General features: G+C 70.1%; 25 protein-coding genes. 16 read left to right on the plus strand and 9 right to left on the minus strand.

Annotated elements, in window-relative coordinates; all coding sequences use genetic code 11:
- Positions 1 to 49 precede the first annotated feature (49 nt).
- The 8 genes from R2J76_RS12975 to R2J76_RS13010 are packed head-to-tail and all read left to right on the plus strand — an operon-like array spanning position 50 to position 9,105.
- Entirely contained in the window at positions 50 to 364 is a 315-nt protein-coding gene (locus R2J76_RS12975; RefSeq protein WP_316412030.1) for an STAS domain-containing protein, read from the plus strand.
- Between the two features lies 1 nt (position 365).
- Positions 366 to 3,050 (plus strand): chemotaxis protein CheA, encoded by a 2,685-nt coding sequence (locus tag R2J76_RS12980; RefSeq protein WP_316412031.1) that lies wholly within the window; start codon positions 366 to 368, stop codon positions 3,048 to 3,050.
- Complete coding sequence (locus R2J76_RS12985) at positions 3,047 to 3,505, plus strand: chemotaxis protein CheW (RefSeq protein ID WP_316412032.1); 459 nt, start codon at positions 3,047 to 3,049, stop codon at positions 3,503 to 3,505. Before R2J76_RS12980 ends, R2J76_RS12985 begins: the two co-directional genes overlap by 4 nt.
- A gap of 23 nt (positions 3,506 to 3,528) precedes the next feature.
- Complete coding sequence (locus tag R2J76_RS12990) at positions 3,529 to 5,832, plus strand: HAMP domain-containing methyl-accepting chemotaxis protein (protein ID WP_316412033.1); 2,304 nt, start codon at positions 3,529 to 3,531, stop codon at positions 5,830 to 5,832.
- A gap of 27 nt (positions 5,833 to 5,859) precedes the next feature.
- The gene (locus R2J76_RS12995) at positions 5,860 to 6,708 is read left to right on the plus strand and encodes a CheR family methyltransferase (protein ID WP_316412034.1); all 849 of its coding nucleotides are present in this window, start codon (positions 5,860 to 5,862) and stop codon (positions 6,706 to 6,708) included.
- 35 nt (positions 6,709 to 6,743) lie between these two features.
- On the plus strand, positions 6,744 to 7,868 hold the full coding sequence (cheB, locus tag R2J76_RS13000; RefSeq protein WP_316412035.1) for a chemotaxis-specific protein-glutamate methyltransferase CheB: 1,125 nt from the start codon (positions 6,744 to 6,746) through the stop codon (positions 7,866 to 7,868).
- A complete protein-coding gene (locus R2J76_RS13005) occupies positions 7,865 to 8,731 on the plus strand; it encodes a CheR family methyltransferase (protein WP_316412036.1) in 867 nt (288 codons plus the stop codon). Before cheB ends, R2J76_RS13005 begins: the two co-directional genes overlap by 4 nt.
- A complete protein-coding gene (locus R2J76_RS13010) occupies positions 8,728 to 9,105 on the plus strand; it encodes a response regulator (protein ID WP_316412037.1) in 378 nt (125 codons plus the stop codon). The genes R2J76_RS13005 and R2J76_RS13010 overlap by 4 nt, the downstream gene beginning before the upstream one ends.
- 268 nt (positions 9,106 to 9,373) lie before the next feature.
- Here R2J76_RS13010 and nadC read toward each other — a convergent pair whose 3' ends face one another.
- Positions 9,374 to 10,213, minus strand: a complete 840-nt coding sequence (nadC, locus tag R2J76_RS13015; RefSeq protein WP_316412038.1) for a carboxylating nicotinate-nucleotide diphosphorylase — start codon at positions 10,211 to 10,213, stop codon at positions 9,374 to 9,376.
- 2 nt (positions 10,214 to 10,215) lie between these two features.
- Positions 10,216 to 10,566: a histidine triad nucleotide-binding protein gene (locus R2J76_RS13020; RefSeq protein ID WP_316412039.1), complete on the minus strand. Its 351-nt coding sequence runs from the start codon at positions 10,564 to 10,566 to the stop codon at positions 10,216 to 10,218.
- A 64-nt stretch (positions 10,567 to 10,630) separates the two neighbouring features.
- Between R2J76_RS13020 and R2J76_RS13025 the strand changes: the two genes are divergently transcribed.
- On the plus strand, positions 10,631 to 11,089 hold the full coding sequence (locus R2J76_RS13025; RefSeq protein ID WP_316412040.1) for a tRNA (cytidine(34)-2'-O)-methyltransferase: 459 nt from the start codon (positions 10,631 to 10,633) through the stop codon (positions 11,087 to 11,089).
- A gap of 2 nt (positions 11,090 to 11,091) precedes the next feature.
- Here R2J76_RS13025 and R2J76_RS13030 read toward each other — a convergent pair whose 3' ends face one another.
- Positions 11,092 to 12,039: a diacylglycerol/lipid kinase family protein gene (locus R2J76_RS13030; protein WP_316412041.1), complete on the minus strand. Its 948-nt coding sequence runs from the start codon at positions 12,037 to 12,039 to the stop codon at positions 11,092 to 11,094.
- Complete coding sequence (locus R2J76_RS13035) at positions 12,036 to 12,881, minus strand: RluA family pseudouridine synthase (RefSeq protein WP_316412042.1); 846 nt, start codon at positions 12,879 to 12,881, stop codon at positions 12,036 to 12,038. The genes R2J76_RS13030 and R2J76_RS13035 overlap by 4 nt, the downstream gene beginning before the upstream one ends.
- 67 nt (positions 12,882 to 12,948) lie before the next feature.
- On the opposite strand from R2J76_RS13035, the gene R2J76_RS13040 reads away from it, so the two are divergent.
- Genes R2J76_RS13040 through R2J76_RS13050 form a run of 3 tightly spaced genes read left to right on the plus strand, consistent with a single transcriptional unit; the run spans position 12,949 to position 15,408 of the window.
- The gene (locus R2J76_RS13040; RefSeq protein WP_316412043.1) at positions 12,949 to 13,776 is read left to right on the plus strand and encodes an MlaE family ABC transporter permease; all 828 of its coding nucleotides are present in this window, start codon (positions 12,949 to 12,951) and stop codon (positions 13,774 to 13,776) included.
- Entirely contained in the window at positions 13,769 to 14,443 is a 675-nt protein-coding gene (locus R2J76_RS13045; RefSeq protein ID WP_316412044.1) for an ATP-binding cassette domain-containing protein, read from the plus strand. Before R2J76_RS13040 ends, R2J76_RS13045 begins: the two co-directional genes overlap by 8 nt.
- A complete protein-coding gene (locus R2J76_RS13050) occupies positions 14,440 to 15,408 on the plus strand; it encodes an MlaD family protein (RefSeq protein WP_316412045.1) in 969 nt (322 codons plus the stop codon). The genes R2J76_RS13045 and R2J76_RS13050 overlap by 4 nt, the downstream gene beginning before the upstream one ends.
- Here the strand turns inward: R2J76_RS13050 and R2J76_RS13055 are convergent.
- The 5 genes from R2J76_RS13055 to R2J76_RS13075 form a co-directional block, all read right to left on the minus strand.
- Positions 15,398 to 16,120: a hypothetical protein gene (locus R2J76_RS13055; protein ID WP_316412046.1), complete on the minus strand. Its 723-nt coding sequence runs from the start codon at positions 16,118 to 16,120 to the stop codon at positions 15,398 to 15,400. The genes R2J76_RS13050 and R2J76_RS13055 overlap by 11 nt on opposite strands.
- 138 nt (positions 16,121 to 16,258) lie before the next feature.
- Complete coding sequence (locus R2J76_RS13060) at positions 16,259 to 16,960, minus strand: flagellar brake protein (RefSeq protein WP_316412047.1); 702 nt, start codon at positions 16,958 to 16,960, stop codon at positions 16,259 to 16,261.
- 8 nt (positions 16,961 to 16,968) lie between these two features.
- Positions 16,969 to 17,709 (minus strand): metallophosphoesterase family protein, encoded by a 741-nt coding sequence (locus R2J76_RS13065; RefSeq protein WP_316412048.1) that lies wholly within the window; start codon positions 17,707 to 17,709, stop codon positions 16,969 to 16,971.
- Between the two features lie 138 nt (positions 17,710 to 17,847).
- A complete protein-coding gene (locus R2J76_RS13070) occupies positions 17,848 to 18,984 on the minus strand; it encodes a thiamine phosphate synthase (RefSeq protein WP_316412049.1) in 1,137 nt (378 codons plus the stop codon).
- Entirely contained in the window at positions 18,985 to 20,778 is a 1,794-nt protein-coding gene (locus R2J76_RS13075; RefSeq protein ID WP_316412050.1) for an ABC transporter ATP-binding protein, read from the minus strand.
- A 104-nt stretch (positions 20,779 to 20,882) separates the two neighbouring features.
- On the opposite strand from R2J76_RS13075, the gene R2J76_RS13080 reads away from it, so the two are divergent.
- Genes R2J76_RS13080 through R2J76_RS13095 form a run of 4 tightly spaced genes read left to right on the plus strand, consistent with a single transcriptional unit; the run spans position 20,883 to position 24,831 of the window.
- A complete protein-coding gene (locus R2J76_RS13080; protein WP_316412051.1) occupies positions 20,883 to 21,407 on the plus strand; it encodes a LabA-like NYN domain-containing protein in 525 nt (174 codons plus the stop codon).
- Positions 21,408 to 22,460 (plus strand): 3-dehydroquinate synthase, encoded by a 1,053-nt coding sequence (locus R2J76_RS13085; protein ID WP_316412052.1) that lies wholly within the window; start codon positions 21,408 to 21,410, stop codon positions 22,458 to 22,460.
- Complete coding sequence (locus R2J76_RS13090) at positions 22,457 to 24,367, plus strand: tetratricopeptide repeat protein (RefSeq protein WP_316412054.1); 1,911 nt, start codon at positions 22,457 to 22,459, stop codon at positions 24,365 to 24,367. Before R2J76_RS13085 ends, R2J76_RS13090 begins: the two co-directional genes overlap by 4 nt.
- Positions 24,364 to 24,831 carry a hypothetical protein gene (locus R2J76_RS13095; RefSeq protein WP_316412056.1) on the plus strand — a complete coding sequence of 156 codons (468 nt, stop codon included), beginning with the start codon at positions 24,364 to 24,366 and terminating at the stop codon, positions 24,829 to 24,831. The genes R2J76_RS13090 and R2J76_RS13095 overlap by 4 nt, the downstream gene beginning before the upstream one ends.
- Position 24,832 lies beyond the last annotated feature (1 nt).

The following is a 24,832-nucleotide window of genomic DNA, read 5'->3' on the forward strand; positions in this document are numbered from 1 at the left end:
GTCGCGCCCTCGTTCCGTTTTCCACCAGCCCTTGACCGGGAGGAACCAGATGCCAGCCGATAAACCCAGCCCCGCCGATTCCAGCACCCTGAGGATCCCCTCGGGCGGGAACCTGGTGGCCAGCACCGTGGAGGCCCGCCGCAAGGCCGCCATGGAGGCCCTGGCGGCCCCCTGCACCGAGGCGGTCCTGGACCTCACGGAATCCGAGGTCGTGGATTCCCTGGGCATCACCCTCATCCTGGGCCTGTTCAAGACCTGCCAGCAGCGGAAGATCCCCTTCCGGGTGGAGGGGGCCAACGCCGACCTCATGCGGGTCTTCAGGCTGTTCAGCCTCCCCAAGCTCTTCCCCATCATGGAGAGGTAGGATGGTCAGCCTGGCGGATGAAAGCATCATCGCCGATTTCGTGGCGGAAAGCCGGGAGCACCTGGGGTCCATCGAACCCGACCTCCTGGCCATGGAGGACCTGGGCGCCCAGGTGTCCCAGGAGGTCATCAACCGGGTGTTCCGGGCCATCCACAGCCTCAAGGGCGGCGCGGGGTTCTTCGCCTTCGAGGCCCTCAAGCGCCTGAGCCACGCCATGGAGAGCGTGCTGATGCTGGTGCGGGACGGCAAGCTCCATCCCACGCCGGACCTCATGGACACCCTGTTCACGGGGGTGGACCGCCTGCGGGCCATGCTCGACGACATCCACGCCAGCGACAACGTGCCCTGCACCGCGGAACTCGCGGCCCTGGACGCCATCCTCGGCGGCCAGGGCGTGAATCTCTCCGAGACGGTCAAGGGCCGGGAGAAGGGCTCCAAGCGCGACTTCGACCTGGACGCCGAGGGCGTGCGCTCCGCCCTGCGCCGGGGCATGAACCTGTACCATGCCATCGCCTACCTGCACCACGACATCAAGGACCAGGGCCTGGCCCCCCTGGCCTTCCTCAACAACGCCCTGTCGGTGGGCACCTGCCTGGACGCATTCATCGACGTGGAGGCCATCGCGGACCTGGAGCACTGCCTGGAGCAGGACCTGCCCGTGACCCTCCTCTTCGCCAGCGTGCTCGAGCCCGAACTGGCGGCCCTTGCCCTCCGGCTCCCCGCGGACCAGGTCAAGGTGCTGGAGGTGAAGGCCCTCAAGGAATCCCTCAAGGCCAAGGCCAAGGCCGCCAAGCCCGCCGAAGCCCCCCCGGCCCCCGCGGAGGCGCCGGCCGAAGCCGGCCCCGGGGAGAGGTCCGAGCCCCGGGGACCCTCCGCCAAGGAAGGCGGCCACGAGACCCTGCGGGTGCGGGTGGACCTGCTCACGAACCTCATGAACCTCGCCGGCGAGCTGGTGCTGGGGCGCAACCAGCTGGTGAGGGCCATCGCGGAGTACCGGGGCGAGATCCCGGGCCTGGGGGCGATCCTCCAGAACGTGAACCAGGTGACCACCGAGATGCAGGAAGGCATCATGCAGACCCGCATGCAGCCCATCGGCACGGTCTTCAGCCGCTTCCCCCGCATCATCCGGGACATGAGCCGGCAGCTGGGCAAGCAGATCGAAGTGCGCATCGAAGGCGCCGAGGTGGAGCTGGACAAGTCCATCGTCGAGATGCTCGTGGACCCCCTCACCCACATCATCCGCAACTGCGCCGACCACGCCATCGAGCTTCCGGCGGAACGCAAGAAGGCCCGGAAGGCCCCCACCGGGACCATCCACCTCCACGCCTTCCACGAGGGGGGCCAGATCAACATCGCCGTGCGCGACGACGGGCGGGGCATCGATTCCAGGAAGGTGCTGGACAAGGCCGTGGCCAAGGGCCTGGTCACCAAGGCCCAGGCGGCGGAGATGACCGAACGCGAGATCGTGCACCTGGTGTTCGCCCCGGGCTTCTCCACCGCCGAGACCGTCTCGGACATCTCCGGGCGCGGGGTGGGCATGGACGTGGTGCGCACCAACGTGGAGAAGCTGGGGGGCCACGTGGAGGTGGAGACGGAGGTGGGCCTGGGCACCACCGTGCGCCTTCGCCTGCCCCTGACCCTGGCCATCATCCCCTCCATGATCGTGGGGGTCGCCGACCACCGCTTCGCCATCCCCCAGGTGAACGTCGTGGAATTCGTGTGGGTCAAGGCCTCCGAGGTCACGGCGCGCATCGAGCAGGTGCAGGGCGCCCTGGTGCTCCGGCTCCGGGACAAGCTCCTGCCCCTGGTGCGCCTGGCGGACGTGCTGGGCATCCCCCGGGTCTTCAGCGATCCGGGCACCGGGGAGCGGCTTCCCGACCGCCGCGACGCCATCGCCGACCGGCGCGGGGCCGGTTCCCAGGAGGACGCCCGGGACCGGGACCGCAGGTCGGACTGGCGCAGCGACCACAACATCATCGTGCTGCGGGTGGGCAAGAACCAGTACGGCGTCATCGTGGACGAGCTGTTCGACATCGAGGAGATCGTCGTCAAGCCCCTCTCCACCTTCATCCAGGGCACCAAGTGCTTTTCCGGGGCCACCATCCTGGGCGATGGCCGGGTGATCATGATCCTGGACGCCGGCGGCCTCTCCTCCGCGGCCCAGCTGCACTTCTCGGACCTGCAGGCCGAGGAGCTCCGCCGGGCCGAGGAGGAGAGGCGCAGCGCGGCCCTCAAGGCCTCCCGGCGCCGGTCCGTCATCCTCTTCGAGGGGGCCCGGGGCGAGCGCTTCGCCGTGCCCCAGGACCACGTCCTCCGCCTGGAGCGCATCGTCCGGTCCCGGATCGAATTCATCGGCGAGCGCGAATACATCGAGTACCGCGGCGAGGGCCTGCCCCTGCTGCGCCTGGACCGGCATCTGGAAGTGCGGCCCCTGGACCGGAACCTGGAGGAGCTCTTCCTGGTCATCCCCAAGGTGCCCGGCCAGGATTCCACCGCCAGGCCCCCGGCGGGCATCCTCATCTCCGAGATCCTGGACGCCCTGGACGTGGAGGTGGAGCTCAAGCAGGTGGAATTCCAGGGGCCCGGCCTGCTGGGCTCGGCGGTGGTGCAGGACCACCTGACCCTGTTCCTGGACCCGGTGAACCTGCTGCGGGCCGCGGGCCTCATGGGAGGTGACGCCGCATGACCCAGTTCGCCACCTTCCGCGTGGGGGAACGCCTGTTCGGCCTGGACATCCTCGGGGTCCGGGAGATCATCCGCGTCTCCAACATCACCACGGTTCCCCGGTCCGAGGCCCACATCCGGGGCCTCATCAACCTCCGGGGCCAGATCGTCACCATCCTGGACCTGTCGGTGCGCCTGGGCCACGAGCCCGCCCCGGTGGGGGACTCCAGCCACATCGTCATCCTCAAGCAGGCCGCCGCGATCCAGGCCGGCGGCCAGACCCAGGGCGGCACTTCCGACCTCATGGGCCTCCTGGTGGACGCCATCGGGGACGTGGTGGAAGCCGACGCGGCCCTGGCCGAAGCCCCCCCCGCCAACCTCACCGACGCCGAGGAGCGCTTCCTGTCGGGCGTCCTGAAGACGGACGCGGGCCTCCTCGTCCTCCTGAACATTCCCCAACTCCTTTCCAGCAACTGACGACCCTCCCCGGGAGAACCGCCATGCAATTCCTCGACAACATCAAGATGGGACCCAAGCTCATCTCCGCCTTCCTGGTCACGGCCGCCATCGCCGTGGTCATCGGCATCTTCGGGGTCACGCGGCTCAACGCCATCCAGGCCGCGGACACCAAGCTGTACGAGAAGATGCTCATCCCCGTCGGCCAGCTGGGCGACGCGGATCAGCTCAACCAGCGCCTGCGCGTGAACATGCGCGACGCGGTCATTTCCGGCGACGTGGAGCGCTTCGAGCGCCGCTACGACGAGATCGTGGCCCTGGCCGCCGCCCAGGAGAACGAGTACGACAAGGCCATCCTCACGGATGCCGGCCGGGCCGCCTTCGAGAAGTACAAAGCCATCAAGAAGACGTCCCTCGAATCGAACAAGAATGTCTTCGCGCTCCTCCGGGCCGGCAAGAAGGCCCAGGCCACGGACCTGATCTACGGGGCCAACTACCGGAACGTGCAGGACCTGAACAAGGTCTCCGAGGAACTGAGCAAGCTCAAGCTCAAGATCGCCAAGGACACCGCGGACGAGAACACGTCCCTCGCCAGGTCGGCCACCCAGGCCATGATCACCCTCATGGCCGTGGGCTTCCTCCTGGCCATCGGCCTCGGCGTCGTCATCGCCCGGTCCATCACGCGCCCCATGGCCCTGGGGGTGGACATGATGAACGAGATGGCCAAGGGGCACCTGAAGACGCGTCTGCGCATGGCGCGCCGGGACGAGATCGGCGAACTGGCCCAGGCCATGGACGGGTTCACGGACAACCTCCAGGGCATGGTCGGAGGCCTCGGGGAGATCGCCAAGGGCGACCTGAACCGCGAATGGACGCCCACCGACGCCCAGGACGAGATCAATCCGGCGCTGCGCACCGTGCGCGCGAACCTCCTCGCGCTGGTGGAGGACGCGGCCATGCTCAACAAGGCCGCCATGGACGGCAAGCTCGCCACCCGCGCCGACGCCACCCGCCACCAGGGCGATTTCCGCCGCGTGGTGCAGGGCGTCAACGACACCCTGGACGGCGTCATCAACCCCATCAACGAGGTGCAGCGGGTCATGGGCGCCATGGAGCAGGGCGACCTCACCGCGCGCATCACCGCCGACTACAAGGGCGACCTCCAGAACCTGCGCAACGCCGTGAACAACACCGCCACCCGCCTGGCCCAGGCGCTCACGGAGATCAGCGGCGCCTCCAACACCCTGGCCTCCAGCGCCGACGAGCTCACGGCGACCTCGGCCACCATGGCCGGCAGCGCGGAGCAGATGACGTTGCAGGCCAACACCGCCGCCGCCGGCACGGAGCAGGCGTCGGCCAACGTGAAGAACATGGCCGCCGGCGTGGAGGAGATGAGCGCCAACGCCAACACCGTGGCCTCGGCCTCCGAGCAGGTTTCGGCCAACCTGCGCACCGTGGGCGCCGCGGTGGAGCAGATGTCCTCCAACATGAAGACCATCGCCGCCTCCACGGAGCAGATGACGAGTTCGGTGAACACCGTGGCCACGGCCATCGAGGAGATGAGCGTGAGCCTCAACGAGGTCTCCAAGAACTCGGGCCAGGCCGCCACCGTGGCCGGCAAGGCCTCCCGCAGCGCCGCCAGCACCGCCGAGACCGTCAACAAGCTGGGCCGCAGCGCCCAGGAGATCGGCAAGGTGGTGGACATGATCAAGGGCATCGCCGCCCAGACCAACCTGCTGGCCCTGAACGCGACCATCGAGGCCGCGAGCGCGGGCGAGGCCGGCAAGGGCTTCGCCGTGGTGGCCAACGAGGTGAAGGAGCTCGCCAAGCAGACCGCGGGCGCCACCGAGGAGATCCGGGCCCAGGTGGAGGACATGCAGGGCAACACCCAGCAGGCCGTGAGGGCCATCGACGACATCGTCCAGATCATCGGCGAGATCAACGCCATCTCGGCCAATATCGCCGCGTCGGTGGAGGAGCAGACCGCCACCACCAACGAGATCTCCAAGAACGTGGGCTACGCCGCCCGGGGCGCCTCGGAGGTGGCCCGCAACGTGCAGCAGGCCGCCACCGGCACCAACGAGGTCAGCCGCAACGTCCAGGAGGCCGTCAAGGGCGTCACCGACATCTCCCGCAACATCAACCAGCTGGCCCAGGGCGCCGGGGACGTGGCCCGGAACGCCGGCGAAGCCTCCAAGGGCATGAACGACGTCTCCCGCAACGTGGCCCTGGTGAGCACCGCCGCCCGGGAGACCACCCGGGGCGCCGGCGACACCAACAACGCCGCCAAGGAACTGGCGCGCCTGGCGGAGAAGCTGCAGCAGAACGTCTCGCGGTTCAGGCTCTAGGCCCCGCCCAGCACAAGGATACCAGGCATGGCCGCCGGGACCATCCAACCCTCCGACTTCCGCCTCATGCGGGACTACATCGAGAAGAACTGCGGCATCGTCCTCGGGGAGGAGAAGGCCTACCTGGTGGAGACGCGCCTGGCGGGCCTCCTCATGGAAACGGGATGCATGGACTACGGCGAACTGTACCGCCGCGCCTGCGGCGAGGCCGGCACCGCCATGCGCGACAGGATCGTCGACGCCATGACCACCAACGAGACCCTCTGGTTCCGGGACGGGCATCCCTTCGAGATCCTCCGGGACGTCCTGCTGCCGGAACTGGCGGCGCCCCTCATGGCGGGCCTGCGCTTCCGCATCCGCATCTGGTCCGCGGCCAGTTCCACGGGCCAGGAGCCCTATTCCATCGCCATCACCATCCACGAATTCTGCAGGAACAACCCCGGCGTGCGGCCCGAACAGTTCGAGATCCTGGCCTCGGACATCTCCCCCTCGGCGCTCTACCTGGCCCGGGCGGGACGCTACGACGCCGCGGCCCTCGGCCGGGGGATGCCCGACGACCTGCGGGCGCGGTACTTCAGGCAGGACGGCCAGGTCTGGGTGGTGGACGATGCGGTGAAGCGGATGGTCACCCTCAAGAAGTTCAACCTGCAGGACCCCCTGGATGCCCTCGGGCGCTTCGATATCGTGTTCTGCCGCTACGTCACCATCTACTTCTCGGACATCTTCAAGCGCCAGATCTTCGAGGGCATCGCGAGGCTCACGGCCCAGGGCGGCCACTTCTTCACCAGCGCGGTGGAGAACCTCCAGGCCTCCGACGATCTCTTCGCGCCCATCTACCACGGCTCGGGAACCTACTACCGGAGCCTCAAAACCTAGCCGTCCCTCCGCGGATTCCAGTACCATCGAAATCTATGCCCTCTCCCAAGCTCAGGATCCTCATCGTGGACGATACGGCGGTCTACCGCCGGATCCTCACGGAGGTCGTCGAGTCCCTCCAGTTCGCCTGCGAGATCACCGCCTGCCCCAGCGGGAGGCTGGCCCTCCAGCGCCTGGACCAGGCGCCGGCGGACCTGGTGCTCCTGGACGTTGAGATGCCCGACATGGGCGGCATCGAGACGCTGCGCCTCCTGCGGGCGCGCCACCCCGGAACGGGGGTGATCATGATCAGCGGCACCACCTCCGCCGCCGCGGCCTACACCGTGGAGGCGCTGGCCCTGGGAGCCATGGAATTCGTGCAGAAGCCCGAGGGGGTGGACGCCGACGCCAGCCGGGCCGAACTGCGGGACATCCTTCGCCCGCTGGTCCGTCACGTCCAGACCCGCGCCAACCTGCGCTTTCCCGTTCCTTCGGCGCCCGCCCCGGCCCCGCCGCGGGGCGCCGCGGCCCTGCCCGCGCCCCAGCCCCTTCCGCCGCCTCCCCCCCGCCGGCACGCCCCCGGACCCGGGCGCTTCGAGGTGCTGGGCATCGGCGTCTCCACCGGCGGCCCCAACGCCCTGGGTGAACTCATCCCGGCCCTTCCCGCCAACCTGTCCGTGCCCGTGCTCGTCGTGCAGCACATGCCCCCCCTGTTCACCGCCTCCCTGGCCGAGCACCTCAACCGCACCTCCCGTCTTCCCGTCCACGAGGCCGTGGAGGGCGAGCCGGTGGTCCCGGGCCGGGTCTACATCGCCCCCGGCGGCAGGCACATGGTATTGCGCCGGGGACGGGACGGGGACCAGGCCATCATCGGCCTGAACGAGAACCCGCCGGAAAACAGCTGCCGCCCTTCGGTGGACGTGCTCTTCCGGTCCATGGCCGCGCACTACGGAGGCCATATCCTGGCCGTCGTCATGACGGGCATGGGAAGCGACGGCTGCGAGGGGGTGCGCGCCATGAAGCGCGCGGGTTGCCACTGCCTCACCCAGTCCGAGGACACCTGCGTGGTGTACGGCATGCCCCTGGCGGTGGACGAGGCGGGGCTCTCGGACGAGCGGGTCCCCCTGCCCCTCCTGGCCCACCGCATCGCGAGCCTCCTGGGGCCGGGGAGGACCCCGTGAGTCCCGACGCCCTGTCCAGCGCCGAGTTCCGGCTGCTCCGGGACTACATCCAGGAGCACTGCGGCATCTGCCTGGGGGAGGAGAAGGCCTACCTCATCGAGGCCCGCCTCACGGGGCTCCTGGCCCGGCACGGCTGCCCCGATTTCGGCACCTTCTACCGCCTGGCCAGGAACGCCTCCTCCCCGGCGCTCCGGGAGGAGGTCATCGACGCCATGACCACCAACGAGACCCTCTGGTTCCGGGACACCCACCCCTTCACGATCCTCCGGGAGAAGCTGCTGCCCCCCCTCGCCGACGGGATCCTCCGGAAGACCCGCGGCCGGGTCCGCATCTGGTCCGCGGCCTGCTCCACGGGGCAGGAGCCCTATTCCATCGCCATGGCCATCCTGGAGCACTGCCGCCTCAACCCCGGGGTGAACCCCGCCCAGTTCGAGATCCTGGCTTCGGACATCTCCCCCTCGGCCCTTTTCCTGGCCCAGGCGGGGCGCTACGACGAGAACGCCATGCGCCGGGGCCTCCCGGAGGACCTGAAGGAGCGCTACTTCCACCGCGAGGGCCCGGCCTGGTCCGTGAACGACGAGGTCAGGCGCCTGGTCACCTTCCGGAAGTTCAACCTGCAGGATTCCATGGACCCCCTGGGCCCCTTCGACGTGGTGTTCTGCCGCTACGTGACCATCTACTTCGCCGACGAGTTCAAGCGGCGCATCTTCGCCGGGATCGCCAGCCTTCTGGCCCCTTCCGGCCATCTCCTCATCAGCGCGGTGGAATCCCTCCGGGGCATCGCCGACCAGCTCCTGCCCATGACCCATGCGGGCGGCCTCTACTACCAGTGCGATCCCTCGATTCCAGGAGGCGAAAAATGAAGATCCTGTCCGTGGACGATTCCACCACCATGAGAAGGATCATCGGCCGCGTGGTGGGCATGCTGGGCTACGACTTCGCCGAGGCCTCCAACGGCGTCGAGGCCCTGGACCTGCTGGCCCGGGACCACGCCGACATCGCCCTGGTGATCATGGACATCAACATGCCGGAAATGGACGGCATCACCTGCCTCCAGTCCATCAAGGCCGACCCCGCCCTGCAGGCCCTCCCGGTCATGATGGTCACCACCGAATCGGACCGCGCCCGGGTCATCCAGGCCGTCCAGGCCGGCGCCGCCAACTACGTCACCAAGCCCTTCAGCCACGACGACCTGGTGGCCAAGATCGCATCCACCCTCGGCTCGGACGAGTTCTAATCCCGAATTTCGACCCACTCCGGCGCCTGTCTTGCCTGACCGGGGATGAAAAGGATCCTTCCTTCATCCCCTTCATCCTGTTCATCCAATTAATCCCCGTTCCCGCAGGGCCAGTGATGAGGTGGGACGGCGCGCAGTTGATCCGCATGCGCCGACCCATCCCTGCTCTGGCCCTGCGGGAACAGGGATTAAAAAGGATGAACAGGATGAAGGGGATGAAAGAAGGATCTTGTTCATCACCGGCGCCGGGGTGGGTCGAAAAACGGGACTAGAACCTGAGGCTCAGGTCCACGGAGGGGGCGCTGTGGGTGAGGGCGCCCACGCTCAGGAAGTCGACGCCGGTTTCGGCCACGGCCCGCGCGCGGTCCAGGGCGAGGTTTCCGCTGGCCTCCAGGAAGATACGGCTCGCGCCCCGCAGGGCCACGGCGGCGGCCATCTGGTCGAGGGTCATGTTGTCCAGGAGGATGCCGTCCACGCCGGGGATCGCCAGGCATTCGGCGACCTGCTCCAGGGTCTCGGCCTCCACTTCGATGCGCAGGAGGTTGGGGGCGACGGCGCGGGCCTGGGCCACGGCGGCGGCGATGCCGCCGGCGGCGGCGATGTGGTTCTCCTTGAGGAGGACGCCGTCGCCCAGGGTGAGCCGGTGGTTGACGCCGCCGCCGCAGCGCACGGCGTACTTCTCCAGGAGCTTGAGTCCGGGGGTCGTCTTGCGGGTGTCCATGATGCGGGCCCCGGTGCCGGCCACGGCGTCCACGAAGGCCCGGGTGAGGGTCGCGGTGCCCGACAGGCGCTGGAGGAGGTTGAGCATCACCCGCTCGGCCATGAGGATGGCGCGGCTGGAGCCTTCGATGCGCATCACCACCGCCCCGGGATCCACCCGGTCCCCGTCCTGGGCCCCGGGGACCACCTTGAGGGCGGGGTCCACGGCCCGGAAGACCTCCCCGGCAACGGGCAGCCCCGCCAGCACCAGGCGGCCCTTGGCCACCACCCGGGCCTCCATGGGGCGGTCGGGAACCGAGGCGCTGGTCCAGTCCTGGGTGCCCCAGTCCTCCAGCAGGAAGGCCCGGACGGCGTCGGCGTAGGTGAGGGGGTGCGGCGCGTTGAACATGGCTAGGCCATCCTGCCGCCCATGGGGCGGCCTCCCAGGAGGTGGAAATGGAGATGGAACACCGTCTGCCCCGCGTCGGGCCCGGCGTTGGACACCAGGCGCCACCCGGAGGCCGCCAGGCCCTCCCCGGCGGCGAGGTCCTTGGCCACCAGGGCGATCTCCCCCACCAGACCCGCCCTTTCCGGCGTGAGGTCGTTGAGCCCGGAGAAGTGGGCCCGGGGGATGAGCACGATGTGGGTCGGCGCCTGGGGCGCGATGTCCCGGAAGGCCAGCAGGTTCTCGTCCTGGAAGAGGATGGTGGCGGGGATCTGCCCGGAGGCGATCCTGCAGAAGACGCAATTGGGGTCGGACATGGTGGCTCCCGGTTGCCCTCAATTCTGCCCGGATTATGATCGGAGGTATCGAAAGGTTGACGCCGTGCCCTTCCACATCGTGCTCCACCAGCCGGAAATCCCCCAGAACACCGGCAGCATAGGCCGCCTCTGCGTGTCCACCGACACCCGGCTCCACCTGGTCCACCCCCTGGGGTTCGACACCTCGGACTACTACCTGCGCCGCGCGGGCCTGGACTACTGGGAGCGCCTGAACCCCACGCACCACGCCTCCTGGGAGGCCTTCCTCGCCGCCGAGCCGGGAATGCGCCTGTGGTTCTTCAGCACCAAAGGGGACCGGCGCCACACCGACGTCCGGTGGCAGGACGGCGACGGCCTCGTCTTCGGCCGGGAAACCGTGGGCCTGCCGCCGGAGATCCTCCAGGCCCACCCGGAGCGCCTGGTGAAGATCCCCATGCGGGGCGAGTTCCACCGCAGCCTGAACCTGGCCCAGGCCGCGGCGGTGGGCCTGTACGAGGCGCTGCGCCAGACCGAGGGCTGGTAATCCTAGCGAAAGGGGCAGTCCGAGGTCACCCGCATGGGGAAGGCCCCCTTCTCCACCGTGATTTCCGCCCGGTCCCGGGCGGGGGCGGGCTCGCCGTCCATGTGCCAGGGGCAGGGCCGGTCCAGACGAACAACCGCACGAAGAAGCCGCCCCTCCTGGCGCAGGGGGGTCCGCCCCCCTTCCCGGAAGAGCTGGGGCACCTCGGCCAGGATATCGAACAGCCCGGGACGCCGGAGGCGGACCCAGCTGAGCAGGCCGTCGGCGGGGTCCGCCCCGGGGGCGATCCAGAGGCCGGACCCGTACTGGGGGAGGTTGGCGAAGCAGAGGCTCCAGGCCGATTCCGGCAGCTCGGGCTCGGGGCCCCTCCAGGCGGCCCGGAGCCTCTCCAGGCGGCCCGGGGCCTCCGGGGCGGGCCGCTCCGCCTCCCAGCGCAGGCCGGCCTCCCGGTGGCGCCGCCACAGGCCCACGCACTGGCGGACATAGGTCCGGAGGCCGCGGCCCTGGGCCCGGTCGAAGGCCAGGGCCACCTCGGCCTCGAATCCGGTGCCGCAGAGGTTCAGGAAGGGGGCGCCGTCCAGCCGCCCCAGGTCCATGGCCAGGTCCCGGCCTTCCAGGAGCCGCAGGACGGCGCCGGCGGGATCCAGGGGGGTGCGCAGGCCCCGCACGAGCCCGTTGCCCGAACCGCCCGGGACCGCCCCCAGGGGCACCGGCAGCCCCAGCCCGGCCAGGGCGGCCCCGGCGTGGTGGAGGGTGCCGTCCCCGCCCCACACCAGGATCGGCCCCCCCGCGGCCAGGGCCTGGCGGATCCAGGGCTCGTAGTCGAAGGGGAGTTCCAGGGGCACCGGTTCCAGGCGGGCCCGCACCTCCCCGGGAAGCCGGGCCAGGAGCGCCGCGGGATCCATGCGCCCGTGCCCCGAGCGGGGGTTGTAGACCAGGGGCGTCCGGATCACGCGGGGTCCCCCATGAAGCGCGCCGGAGGCGCCACCAGCTCCATGGGGACGCCGGTGATGGGATGCTCGATGGAGAGCTTCCACGCGTGAAGCCACAGGTGGTCGGACTTCTCCCCGAAGTAGAGGGCGTCGCCGTACACCGGCGCCCCCAGGTGGGAGAGGTGGACCCGGATCTGGTGGGTGCGCCCGGTGTGGGGGGTGGCCACCACCCAGAAGCCCGGCAGGAAGCCCCCGGTCTCCTCCGGCAGGGCCGGGCGGAAATCCGTCACCGAAGGCCTGGGATCCAGCAGGTCCCCGGTGCACCCGAAGCGCGCCGGCCTGGAATTGCGCACGCGGCCGATGGGCAGGTCCACCGTGCAGGGCTCCAGGTGACGGGAGACGCGGGCCAGGTAGGTCTTGGCGATGGTCCGGGCCTGGAACTGCGTGCCCAGGTGGGCGGAGGGATGCTTGGCGATGACGAGGATGCCCGAGGTGCCCTGGTCCAGGCGGTGCTGCAGGGCCAGGAACTGGCCGGGGCGCTGCCGCTGCAGCAGGGCGGTGAGATCGTGGAGGTCGGAGGCCTGGGTGCCCTGGGAGGCCATGCCCGCGGGCTTGTCCACCACCAGGAGGAATTCGTCCTCGAAGAGCACCGGGACGGCCATGTCCAAGGGCTGCCCCAGGGCGTCGTCCACGGACACCGACACCTCCGTGCCCGGCTTGAGCAGCTTGGAGGCCACCTTGATGCGCTTGCGGTGGGCCTGGACGCCCCCGAGCTGGAGCACCTCCCGGGCCTTCCTGCGGCTGAGCCCGGTGTGGGCCGAGACCAGCTGGTCCAGCCTCATGCCCTCCTCGGCGGGATCCACGGTGAATTTCCAGCTTTGCGTCGCCATCCCATTAGCTTACCGTGCCGGGACTTGGTAGGGTGAAGGCATGGAATCCCCAGGTCCGGCGTCCAGGCTGTCCGCGCTGCCCGGAAAGGCCGCCCGGGGCCTGGGCGCCAGGGTCCGGTCGTCCTTCGCCCAGGTGGGCTCCCTGGCCTGGCTCTTCCTGGCCGGCGTGAAGGGGATCCTCCGCCTGCGGGGGGAGCAGGTGCGGGTGGTGCTGGAGGTGACCCGCACCCAGATCCGGTTCACGGCCCTGGACGCCCTGCCCCTGTGCACCCTGGCGGCCCTGCTCATCGGAGGCATCACGCTGCTGCAGGTCTTCGGGCAGCTTTCGGGCTTCGGAATGGAGAACTACATCTGCCAGATCCTGGCCCAGCTGGTCATCCGGGAACTGGGGCCCCTGCTGGTGGGCATCGTGGTCATCAGCCGCAGCGGCACGGCCATCGCCACGGAGATGGCCTCGCGCCAGCTCAGCGGCGAGATCGACGCCCTCTACCTCAACGGCGTGGACCCGGTGCAGTACCTCCTGGCGCCGCGCCTCCTGGGCGGGATCATCTCGCTGTTCGCCCTGATCATCTACTTCGACACCGTGGCCCTCCTGGGCGGGTTCCTGGTGGCATGGCTGCGCCTGCCGCTGTCCTTCTCGGCCTTCGCCGACGCCCTGGTGCGGGCCGTGGGCCCCCGGGAGATGGCGGCGACCCTCTGCAAGGCCCTGGTGTTCGGCACGGCCATCCCGCTGCTGTGCACCTCGTACGGCCTGCGGGTGCGGGTGAGCACCACCGAGATCCCCCAGGCCGTCACCAAGGCCGCGGTGGGTTCCCTGGCGATCCTGCTCCTGGCCGGCGCCTTCCTGTCGGTGCTGATCTATGCCTAGGCCCCTCCTGGCCCTGGAGGGCGTCTCCCTGGCCTCCCCCGAAGGCCGGGTGGTGTTCCAGGACCTGGATTGGAAGCTGGACCGGGGCGCCCGCTGGCACCTCCAGGGCAACCAGGGCACCGGGGCCACCGCCCTGCTCCGCCTCTGCGCGGGCCTGGCCCGGCCCCGGGAGGGGCGGGTGGTCCTGGACGGGAGGGAGATCGACCTGGATGCCCTGGACCATCCCTTCATCAACGCCGGCGACCTGGGCTGGGTGCCCACCGACGGCGGCCTCGCCGTGAACCTCACCCTCCTGGACAACGTCGCCCTGCCCCTGCGCTTTTCCCGCAAGGTAGGCCGGGAGGAGGCCCGGGAGGAGGCCCTGCGCTGGCTGGAGCGGGCCGGGCTGGGGAGGTCCGCCGCCTCCCGGCCGCGCCTTCCCGCGGACCGGGCCTGCTGGATGACGGCCCTGGCCAGGGCCGGCGCCAAGGGCTCCCGGCTCTGGCTGGTGGACCGGCCCGCGGGGGGCCTGGACCCCGAAAGCCGGAAGGCCGCCCACGCCATCCTGGAGGAGGCCGCCCGGGACCCGGAGACCACCCTCGTGCTGGTGGGGGGCGACTGGATGGAAGACCTGGGCGCCGGCCTGCGCATCGAGGACGGACGCCTCGCCACAGGGAGTGCCCCATGAAGCTCGAAAAGGACGACGCCAAGATCGGCCTGCTGGTGTTCCTGGCCCTGGCGGTGTTCGCCGGGTTCCTCTTCCACCGCAGCCTCACGGCCATCCTCACCAAGGAGGCCCGCTTCCAGGTGGCCCTGGAAACCGCCTCGGACCTGTCCGAAGGCACCGAGGTCCAGCTCCAGGGCCTCCGGGTGGGCCAGGTGAAGGCCATCCGCCTCCAGCGGGACGGGGTGGAGTACCGGTTCCTGGCCACGCTGGGCCTGCGCACCGACATCGTCCTGTGGCAGGGCACCCGTGCCGTGGTGGTGGCCAAGCCCCTGGGCGGGTCCTTCGTGGACCTCCAGCTGCCCGAGCCCGCCCTGCGCAGGGCGGCGCTCCAGCCCGGGGCGACCCTGAGCGGCGCCGCCAGCGCGTCCCTGGCCACCCTGCTCGAGGACGCCAGCCACCTCATCGCCAACCTGGACGGCGCGGTGACCGGCCTGCGCACCCAGTTCGAGGCCCGGGGGGCCGGGGCCGTGCTGGACAGCCCCCGCATCGCCAAGGTGCTGACGGACCTGGACGCGGCCCTCCTGGAATTCCGCAAGCTGGCCCTGGAAGCCCAGACCCTGGCCCGCCACGGCGACGCCTCCATGGCCGTGGCGGACCGGAGCCTGGCGAGCCTGGACAAGAGCCTGGCCATGGTCCAGGGCCTTCTGGACAAGCGTTCCGGGGACCTGGACGCCATCGTCGCGCACCTGGCGGGCACCCTCCGGGAATCCGAGGAGCTCGCAAAGGAGGCCCGCGCCCTCCTCAGGACCGCCGGCCCCGACGCCGACGCCGCGCTCAAGGCCCTGGACCGCAACCTCAGGTCCACCGAGGAACTCCTGGAGATCCTCAAGGCCAAGCCCAGCCGCATCGTGTGGGGCAAACCCTCGCGGGCCGAGCGGGAGGATGCCGCCCGGCGCGCGGAGGAGAACCGGAAGCCTAATCCTTGAGCACCGGCGTGAAGATGCCGGAGTACTGGGACGAGGGCGAATGCGCGGCGAGGACGAGGCCGCTCCTCGCCCCCCGGAGCCTGAAGGCCACGCCGTTGAACGAGATGGGGCCGCCGTCAGAGACATTGGTGGGCGTGTAGGTGAAGGCCACCGTGAAATAATTGACGCCGGCCGTGGGCTGGGTGACCGTGCCCGACAGGGACCCCACCGCGGAATCGCCGCCGGAAAGCGTGCCATCGGCGGCGATATTCAGGGTCGCGCCGGTGCCGTTGGAGGCTTCCTCCGCGCTGGCGTTGTAGGTGGCGGCCAGGTCCGAGAGCTGGGTCGTGCCGTTGGAATCGGGTTCCTTCGTGAAGGTGACGGCGGTCCCGGTATTTCCCGGGTAGCTGAGTCGGAGGGTGATCTGGCCGGGGCCGGCGGTGCCGCCGACCTGGACCAGCATGGGGGCGTCCTGGGCGATGGGCACCCTCGCAAGGAACTGGAGCCCCAGTCCCGCGAGGGTGGTGCCGTCCAGGTTGAAGGTCCCGAAGGTGAGGCTCCGGTCCACGCCCAGCCAGGAGAAGCTCCCGTCCCCCGCCTTGACGGCCGCATAGTGGAGCTTGCCGCCCGCATCCTTGCCGGAATAGACGCCTCCCACGTTGGCCAGGGTCGGCGCCGTGGAGCCCCCCGATTTCCCTCCGCATGCCAGGAGACTGGCGAACACCAGGGCCATGGCGCCAAGCGACCATGCGGAAGTTTTGAAAGAATTGAAATTCGGGGTCATGCCTGCCCTCCTGGGGTGATACCGGAAATAAACATAAATTGTTTATTTCTCGACGCCACCCCCTGGGCCGGAATTTCCCGGGCTAGCTCAGTGCCCCCGCATGGCGATGGACCGGTCCATGCGCCGCGCCTGGATGAAGCGCTGGAGCAGTTCCCGGGTCCCGGGGGGCAGGTCCACCAGCACCAGGCCCACCCGCGTGGGCAGTTCGTCGCCCGCCAGGCTCTGGGCGTGGCGCACCGCGCCGGAAACGGTGAGCACGTCGTTGCCCGGGAGGCTGGTGACCACCTCCACCTCATCGTGGTAGGAGAAGGCGAGCGGCTCCCTGAACCCCAGGCCCATGCCCATGTCCGTGAGATTCAGGAGTTTGGCCTCGAGGCGCCGGCCCCGCCAGAAGACGGAGGCGTCCAGGGGGGGCAGGTCCGGGGTGGCCACCCGCACCTCCCGCCGGGGGTGGATCTCCAGGGGTTCCGTGGGCCAGGCGGCCTGGAGCACGGGGGGGACCTTGGGTTCATGGTCGGCCACGAGGGGTTCGAGGAGGTGGGTGCGGATGGAGATCACCTGGTCGCCCTGGATGAGGGTGAGGGTGACGGCGGTGCCCGCCGGGGGCAGCGTGTCCCTCAGCTTCAGGCCCGACAGCTGGATGGCGGCGCCGGGCTCCAGGCTGCGCACATGGAGGTGCCCGAGCATCTTCACCGCGCCTTCGGCCCGGAGGCTGGCGGAGGTTCCGGACTTCTTGGCCTTTTCGAGGATGGTTACCAGGTTCGGGTCGGAGGGTTGCGGGGCTTTCATGGGGTGCCTCAGATTCCGTGGTGCAGGCGTTCGGCGAGGTTGCTGTGGAGACCCGCGGCCAGGATGGCCCGGGACGCGCCGGCGTGGTCGTAGTCCAGGCGGTGGAGCTTGACCCGGCGGTGGGAGGGATCGTAGGTGAGGAAGGAGAGCCGGGGGTCCCGGTCCCGGGGCTGGCCCACGGAGCCGGGGTTGATGAGGTACTTGCAGCCGTCCCGCAGGGGGAACCAGGTGCCGGGCTCGAAGGTGATCCAGGTGAGGCGCTGGGCCTCGTCATCCAGTTCGTAGGCCCCGGGCAGGTGGGTGTGCCCGAAAAAGCACACCTGGCCCGGGAACCCGTCGAAGGCCGCCAGGGCCTCCCGGGGATGGAGCAGGTAGTCGTCCTCGTCCAGGGGACTGCCGTGGGCGATGGTGTAGCCCGCGTCCAGCGTGATCGGCCCCGCGGGAATGTTCTCCAGGAACCAGGCGTTCTCCTCCGTGAGCCGGCCCCGGGTCCAGCTCACCGCCATGCGCGCCGGAAGGCTGAAGGCGGCGTCGGACCCCGGCGTGATGCAGGCCCGGTCGTGATTGCCGCGCACCATCACCCGCGGTTCCAGCTGCCGGATGAGGTCCAGGGTCTCGTTGGGGTTGGCCCCGTAGCCCACCAGGTCGCCCAGGAGGACATAGCGGTCGATGATGCGCTTTTTTGCATATCTCAACAGGATCCGCAGCGCGTGCAGATTCGAGTGGATGTCGGAGAAGATGAGGTCCATGGGAGTCGAGTGCTGCCGTAGTGTCGCAGATTTCCCGGAATCCGGGGCGGAGCCTGAAATCATGCGCGAATTGGGGCCAGGAATTGACGGAATCCAGGCTACCCCAATGTGGGAGCGAAATTGTCACGGACCGGCGCATCAAGCATTTTTTACAAGCTCGTCAGCCAGCACGTCAGCCATTCGCCCCAGGGGCAGGACCATGGGAGCCTCCCACCAGGCGGCCGTCCTCCGGGCGTACCGGTCCAGGAAGGCCGTTCGCTCCGCGGCCAGGGGCCGGTTGGGGTCGCCCCCCACCCGGCCCCAGGCCACCGCCGGCACCTCGGCCAGCCAAAGGGCCGCGAAGCCCGCCTCCCGCACGCGCCTCCGGGTCTCGGGATCCTCCCAGGCCCCGCCCCCCAGGGCGGCCACGCAGGGCCGTTCCAGGCACCGGGCCACGCTTTCCGCCTCCAGGGCCCGGAAGCCCGCCTCACCCAGATCCCGGAAGAGGTCCGGAATGGCGCCGCCGATCTCCCGGTCCGAATCCCGGGCCGGCAGGCCCAGGCGCAGGGCCAGGGCGCGCGCCAGGGTGGATTTGCCGGCGCCGCTGCCGCCGATGAGCACGACGCCCTGTCCCCGGACAAGTATCGGACGGGCCGCCCACCGTGCCGTCTGCGCCGCCCACAGCAGCTCCCGGGGATCCGCGCAGCGGCTGATCTCCCCCACCATGGCCAGGGCCTCGGCCCCCGCGCGGAAGCATTCGCCCGCGTCCGCGGCGGCCAGGCCCCCGATGGCCACGGGGGCCACCCCCCGGCCCCGCAGGGCCGCCGCGCCTTCCCGCAGGCCCGGGAGGCCCACCGGAGGTTCGTGGTCGCCCTTGGTGGCGGTGGGGCGGAAGGGTCCGATGCCGGCGTGGTCGCAGGCGGGATCCGGATGTTCCCATTCGGCCGGGCCATGGGTGGAGACGCCGATGTGGCAGGCCCCCAGCCCCGGCAGGGCCCGGGCCTCCCCCGGGGGCAGGTCCGTCTGGCCCAGGTGCAGCCCCCAGGGCGCCAGGCCCTCCGCGGCGGCCAGCACCGCCAGATCGGTCCGGTCGTTCACGCAGATGGCCGGCCAGCCCCCCCGTTCCGCGGCCCCCGCCAGGGCGGCCCGGAGTTCCTGCCACTGGGCCGCGGCGGGAAGGGGCTTGCCCCGGAACTGCACCAGGGGGAAGCCCGCCTCGCCCAGGCGCAGCACCTGCTCGGCCAGGGGCACCGGGGACCGGGGATCGGTGATGGGGTACAGGGGAGGCAGGTGCATCTAGGAAACGGCCCCTTCCCCCTCGAACTGCAGCCGCACCAGCTTGGCGTAGGTGCCCCCCTGCTCCATGAGCCCGTCGTGGCTGCCCCGCTCCACCAGCTGCCCCTGGTCCATCACCCAGATCTCGTCGGCGTCCTTGATGGTGCTGAGGCGGTGGGCGATGGTGAAGGTGGTCAGGCGGTGGCTGACGCGCTCGATGACCTGCTGGATCTTGTTCTCGGTTTCGCTGTCGATGTTGGCGGTGGCCTCGTCCAGCAGCAGGATCTCGGGCTCCTGGTAGAGCATGCGCGCGAAGGCCACCAACTGGCGCTCCCCGGCGGAGAGCTTCTGGCCCCGCTCCCCCACCTGGGTGAGGAGCCCCATGGGAAGCCGCCCCACCAGGTCCTCCAGCTGGCTCTGCTCCAGCACCGAGGCCAGGCGCTCCGCGTTGTGGGGCCGGCCCAGAACGATGTTCTCCTCCAGGGTCCCGGAGAACACGAAGACGTCCTGGAGCACCAGGCCGAAGAGACCCCGCAGCCGCTTGAGGCTCGCCTCCCGCACGTCCACCCCGTCCACCGTGACCCGGCCCCCGTCCACGTCGTAGAAGCGCATGAGCAGGTTGATGAGGGTGGACTTCCCGGCCCCGGTGTGGCCCACCACCGCCACGCGCCGGCCCTTGGGGATGACCCCCGAGAGGTCGCGCACCACCTTGCGGCCCTCGGGCTCGTAGGCGAAGGTCACGCCCTCCAGGCGCACCTCCTTCGTGAAGGCCACCGGCTTGGGATCGGCCACCTCGCGGATCTCGTCCTGGTTGTCCAGGAGCTTGAAGATGCGTTCGCTGGAGGCCAGGGCGGTCTGCATGACGTTGTAGCGTTCCGCCAGTTCCCGGATGGGCCGGAAGAACCGCCCCGACTGCTGGATGAAGGCCAGCAGCAGCCCCAGGGTGAGGGTGCCGGCCTGCAGCTTGTAGCCGGAATAGAGGATCAGCGCGGCCAGGGTGCCGTTGGTGATGAATTCCACCACCGGGAAGAACACCGCGTAGGCGAAGATGGTGCGCAGAAAGGCGTCCAGGTACTTCTGGTTGAGGTCGCCGAACAGGGCGCGGCTCGCGGCCTCCTGCCCATTCATCTGCACCAGGGAGATGCCCGAGAGCTGCTCGGCCAGGTAGGCCTGGATGGCGGCGTAGCGGCCCTGGGTCTCGCGGTAGGCCGCGGACGCGTAGCGGCGGAAGATCTCCGTGGAAAGCAGCAGGAGGGGCATGATCCCCACCGCCACCAGGGCCAGGCCCACGTGCTTGCTGAACATCCAGATGACGATCGCGGTCAGGGAGAGGGCGTCGCCCACGATGGCCACGAAGCCCGAGGAGAACATCTCGTTGAGGTTCTGAACATCGCTGATGACGCGGGTCATGAGCCGGCCCACGGGATTGCGGTGGAAGAAATGGGTGCTTCGCTTCATGAGGTGCCGGAAGACCTGCATGCGCAGGTCCAGCATGGCCATCTGGCCCACCCAGGCCAGGAGCCCGTAGCGCAGCACCTGCACCACGAAGCCCAGCAGCACGAATCCCAGGAAGGCGGCCACCAGGGGCCCTGAGCCCCGCATGGTGCCCTTGGCCAGGTGGTGGTCGATGAGGCGCAGCGTGAACTCCGAGGGGAGCACGTCCAGCACCGCCCCCGCGGCCATGAGCACCAGCAGGGCGCAAAGGCCCGCCCAGTAGGGGCGGAGGTAGCCCACGAGCCTCGCCAGGAGGGCATGGCGTCCGGGTTGCTGGTCGACCTGGTCGGAATGGAAAAAACTACTGGGGGAATCAGCCATGAAACCATTCTTTCATGATTGCTGTCATGCCATCATGTTTGATCCGCGGATGCGGAACTATTCAAATCCCCGGGGAAAGCCCCGAATTCAGGATGGACGCCATGATGCGATGCGCCGTTTTCATCGACGGTAACAATATCTTCCACTCCGCCCGGCAGCTGGGTTTCGAAGTGGACTACAGCCGGCTCCTCGCTCTTTTGGTTGGCAGGGACCGGGAGCTCCTCAGGGCCTTCTTCTACACCGGCGTGGACGAGACCGCGGACCGCCAGCGGGGCTTCCTCCACTGGATGCGCCGCAACGGCTTCCGGGTGGTGCAGAAGCCCGTGAAGCTCGAGCGCGACGGCACCCGCCGGGCCCGCCTGGAAGTGGAGATCACCACCGACATGATGAACTACGCCGACAAGGTGGACCTGGTCATCCTGGTGAGCGGCGACGAGGATTTCGCCTACCCCCTCCAGGCCCTGGCCCAGAACGGCGTGCGGGTGGAGGTGGCCGGCTTCAGGTCCGCCATGGCCAACAAGGTCATGGACGTGGCCGACCGGTACATCGAACTGGATCTCCTGGGGGACCGGTTCCGCAAGGAAGCCGGCAGCGACGACGACGCCGACGAATACCGGGAAAAGCTCTAGATGGAGATCGCGCTGCCGGAAGGCTTCCCCACCCGCGTCTTCGTGGAGGAGGAACCCCTTCCCGGGCTGCTGCCGGCGGGCCCCTGGACCCTGGTGGGCGACGCCGCCGTGAGGGACGCCTGGCGCGCCGCGGGCCTCCCGGAGCCTCCGGGCGCCCTGTGGGTCCCCGTTTCCGAGGCCTCCAAGCGCCTTTCCACCCTCATTCCCTGGCTGGAGGCCTGGGCCGCCATCCCCCTGGACCGGCAAGGCACCGTGGTGGCGGTGGGCGGCGGAGTCCTCACCGACATGGCCGGCCTGGGGGCGGCCCTGTACATGCGGGGCATCCCCTGGCAGGCCTGGCCCACGACGCTCCTGGCCCAGGTGGACGCGGGCCTGGGCGGCAAGACCGCCTGCGACCTCGAGGCCGGCAAGAACCTGGCCGGCGCCTTCCATCCCCCTTCGACGTTCGTGGCCTGCCGCTCCTTCCTGGGGACCCTGCCCCCGCGCCAGCTGGAGTCCGGGGCCTGGGAGCTCTTCAAGATGGCCCTGGTGGAGGGGGACCTGGCCTGGGCGGAGGAGCTCCTCGCCCCCGGCCTCCCCTCCCCGGAATCCCTGCTGCGGGCCCTGCGGGCCAAGGCCCTCGTCGTGCACCGGGATCCCCTGGAGGCCGGGGAGCGCCGCCTCCTGAACCTGGGACACACCCTGGGCCACGCCCTGGAATCCGCCTCGGGCTACCGGCTCCTGCACGGCGAAGCGGTGGGCCTGGGAACCCTGGCGGCCTGCGCCCTGGCCGAAAGCGAGGGCCTGGGGCCCTTCCCGCCCGGGTTCCTGGCGCGCACCGCCTCCCGGCTCCGGCACCTCCTGCCCGCCGTCCCCCCCTGGGAGGCCTGCCTCCCCCTGCTCCGGGTGGACAAAAAAAGCGCCTCCCGGGGGCCCGCCGGCGGATCGGCGATACACTGCATCCTGCCCCGTCCCGGCGCCCGCGCCGAGCAGAAGGTGCTCCCCCCCGAAGCCTGGCGAGGCGCCCACGCGCGCATGACCACCTTCCTCAACGACCCCGAGATGCCCACGTGACGAACAAGCTGCTCCCCGCCCTGGCCCTGATGTCGCTCATCGGGACCGGCGCCCCCGTCCTGGCCGACGACGACCCCCGGGCCCTCATGATCCAGGCCCGGTCCCTGCAGCGCAGGGACGGCGGCAACGACCCCAAGGGCGCCGCGGCCCTCTACCGCAAGGTCATCGCCCTGGTGCCCGGGAGCTCCCAGGCCTGGCTCCGCCTTTCCGAATCCATCCTGGAGTCCGGGGACCTGCAGGGCGCCGTCGCCCCCGCGGTGAAGGCCACGGAGCTGGATCCCCGCAGCGGGGAGGCCGCGGCCCACCTGGCCTTCCTCCGCTACCGCCTCAGCCCTTCCAGCCCGGGCGCCGTGGCCCTGGCGGCCCAGGCCCTGAAGAAGGCCTCCGCCCTCCTGCCCAACGACTACGACCTGTGGACGTGCCTGGCGGAAGTCGACGAGAACGCCAAGGACGAGGAGGGCGCCCTGCGGGCCTGGCTCGCCGTGGGCCGGCTGCACCCCATGCGCCCCTACGTCAACGGCCGGCTCCTGGCGGATTTCGCCTACGAACGGGCCGTGGAGCTCGCGGTGAAGCTCAAGCAGTACGAGAACCGCCGCGAGGCGGTCATGGCCCTCTGTTCCCGGCCCAGCCCCGACCAGCGCCACCTGCGCATGCTGGAGGACCTGGCCCGGGACCAGGTGGACGCGGGCTTCCTGGGCCACGCCGAGGAGAGCTTCCTTCGGCTGGCCCAGTTCGTGCCGCGGGAGCCCGCCATCTGGGAGAACATCGCCATCGTGCAGCTGCGCACCTCCCGGTTCGACATGGCCCTGGCCTCCCTGGAAAGGGCCGAGAGCCTCCATACGTCCATGCGCATTTCCTTCAACATCGGCCTCTGCCTCATGAAGGTGGGCCGGCTGAAGGAGGCCGAGGCCCGCTGGAAGACCCTGCTCCCCTCCATCCTGGAATCCAGGCCGGAGGATCCCGCCCTGGCGCTTCCCGTCAAGGTCCTCTACGCATCCTGCCTGCTCATGGAGGGGCGCCCCGGGGACCTCCTCGCGGCGGTGCGGCCCTGGCCCGAGGCGGCCTCCAACCCCGAACTGGCCTCCCTCCAGGCCCAGGCCCTCCTCCAGATCCACGACTGGAAGGCGGCCCGGGCCCTCCTGCGCGATGGCATCCAGCGCTTCCCCAAGCAGGACCTCTTCCGGAAGGCCGCGCGCATCCCGCCCGGGACCTTCGAGGAAGGCGTCTTCGCCAAGGCCGAGTCCCGCGGCGCCCTCGCCCTGCTGGATCTGGAGGGCATGGCCGTGCTCTGGTCCGAGTTCAACGCCTGGGACAAGTGCCTGGCCTCGGTGGCCGCCGCCAGGAAGGCCGGCCCCGTGCGCAACATCGACCTGCTCCTGCTGGAGGCCAACGCCCTGGAGACCCTGGGCCAGGATGACCGGGCCATGGAGGTCCTGCGGGAGGGCCAGCGCCTGGAACCCGCCAACGCCACCCTCCAGAACAACCTAGGCTACCTCCTGCTGGAGAAGGGCGGGGACCTGGACGAGGCGGCCCGCCTCATCCAGACGGCCCTGGAGAAGGATCCGGGCAACAGCTCCACCCTGGACAGCTGGGGCTGGGCCCTCTACAAGCAGGGCCGGTTCAAGGAGTCCGAGGAGGCGCTGCGGAAGGCCTCGGCCATCAGCCCCTACAGCCCCGAGATCCACAAGCATCTGGGCGAGGCCCTCCTGAAGCTGGACCGCCTCCAGGACGCCCTGGACGAGTGGGAACGGGCCCTGGCCTTCGTCTTCCCCGACCGCAAGGACCTGGAAAAGCAGGTGCTCGACCTGCGGACCCGCCTGGCCCGCAGCCGCAGCTCGGCCGCCGTGGAACCCGCCCCCGAGCCGGATCCCGACGAAGCCGGCGACGACGGAACGGACCAGCTATGAGGTTCCTCGCCGCCGCGGCCGTCCTCGCCCTGCCCCTCTGCGCCCAGGCCACCCTGGTGAAGGCCCAGTACGCCTGGGGCTACGCCAGCCCCGACGGCCAGGGCAAGGGCACCCTCAACATTCTTCTGGACCCCGCCACCGGCAGGACCATCGTCGAGCTGCAGGGCCTGGGCGAGCGGCTCCTGCTCCTGGAAGGCAATCCCCGGGACGGCTTCCGCCTGCAGATCCCCCGGAGGGAGGTGGACCAGAGGGCCATCTCCCTCGCCGGGCTCAATCTGCCCTTCCTGCCCCGGCTGGGCAGCCCCGAAGGCCTCTACAAGCTCCTGACCCTGGGGGAGGCCGAAGGCGTCAAGGTCACCGGCAGGGACAAGGACGGCCCCGTGAAGATGCGCTACCAGGGCCGGGACGAGAACGGCAAGGAGCTCACCGTCTGGCTCACCCGCACCCGGTGGGAGCGGGGGTAGC

It is taken from the genome of Mesoterricola silvestris (assembly GCF_030295405.1).
GTDB classification, from domain to species: domain Bacteria; phylum Acidobacteriota; class Holophagae; order Holophagales; family Holophagaceae; genus Mesoterricola; species Mesoterricola silvestris.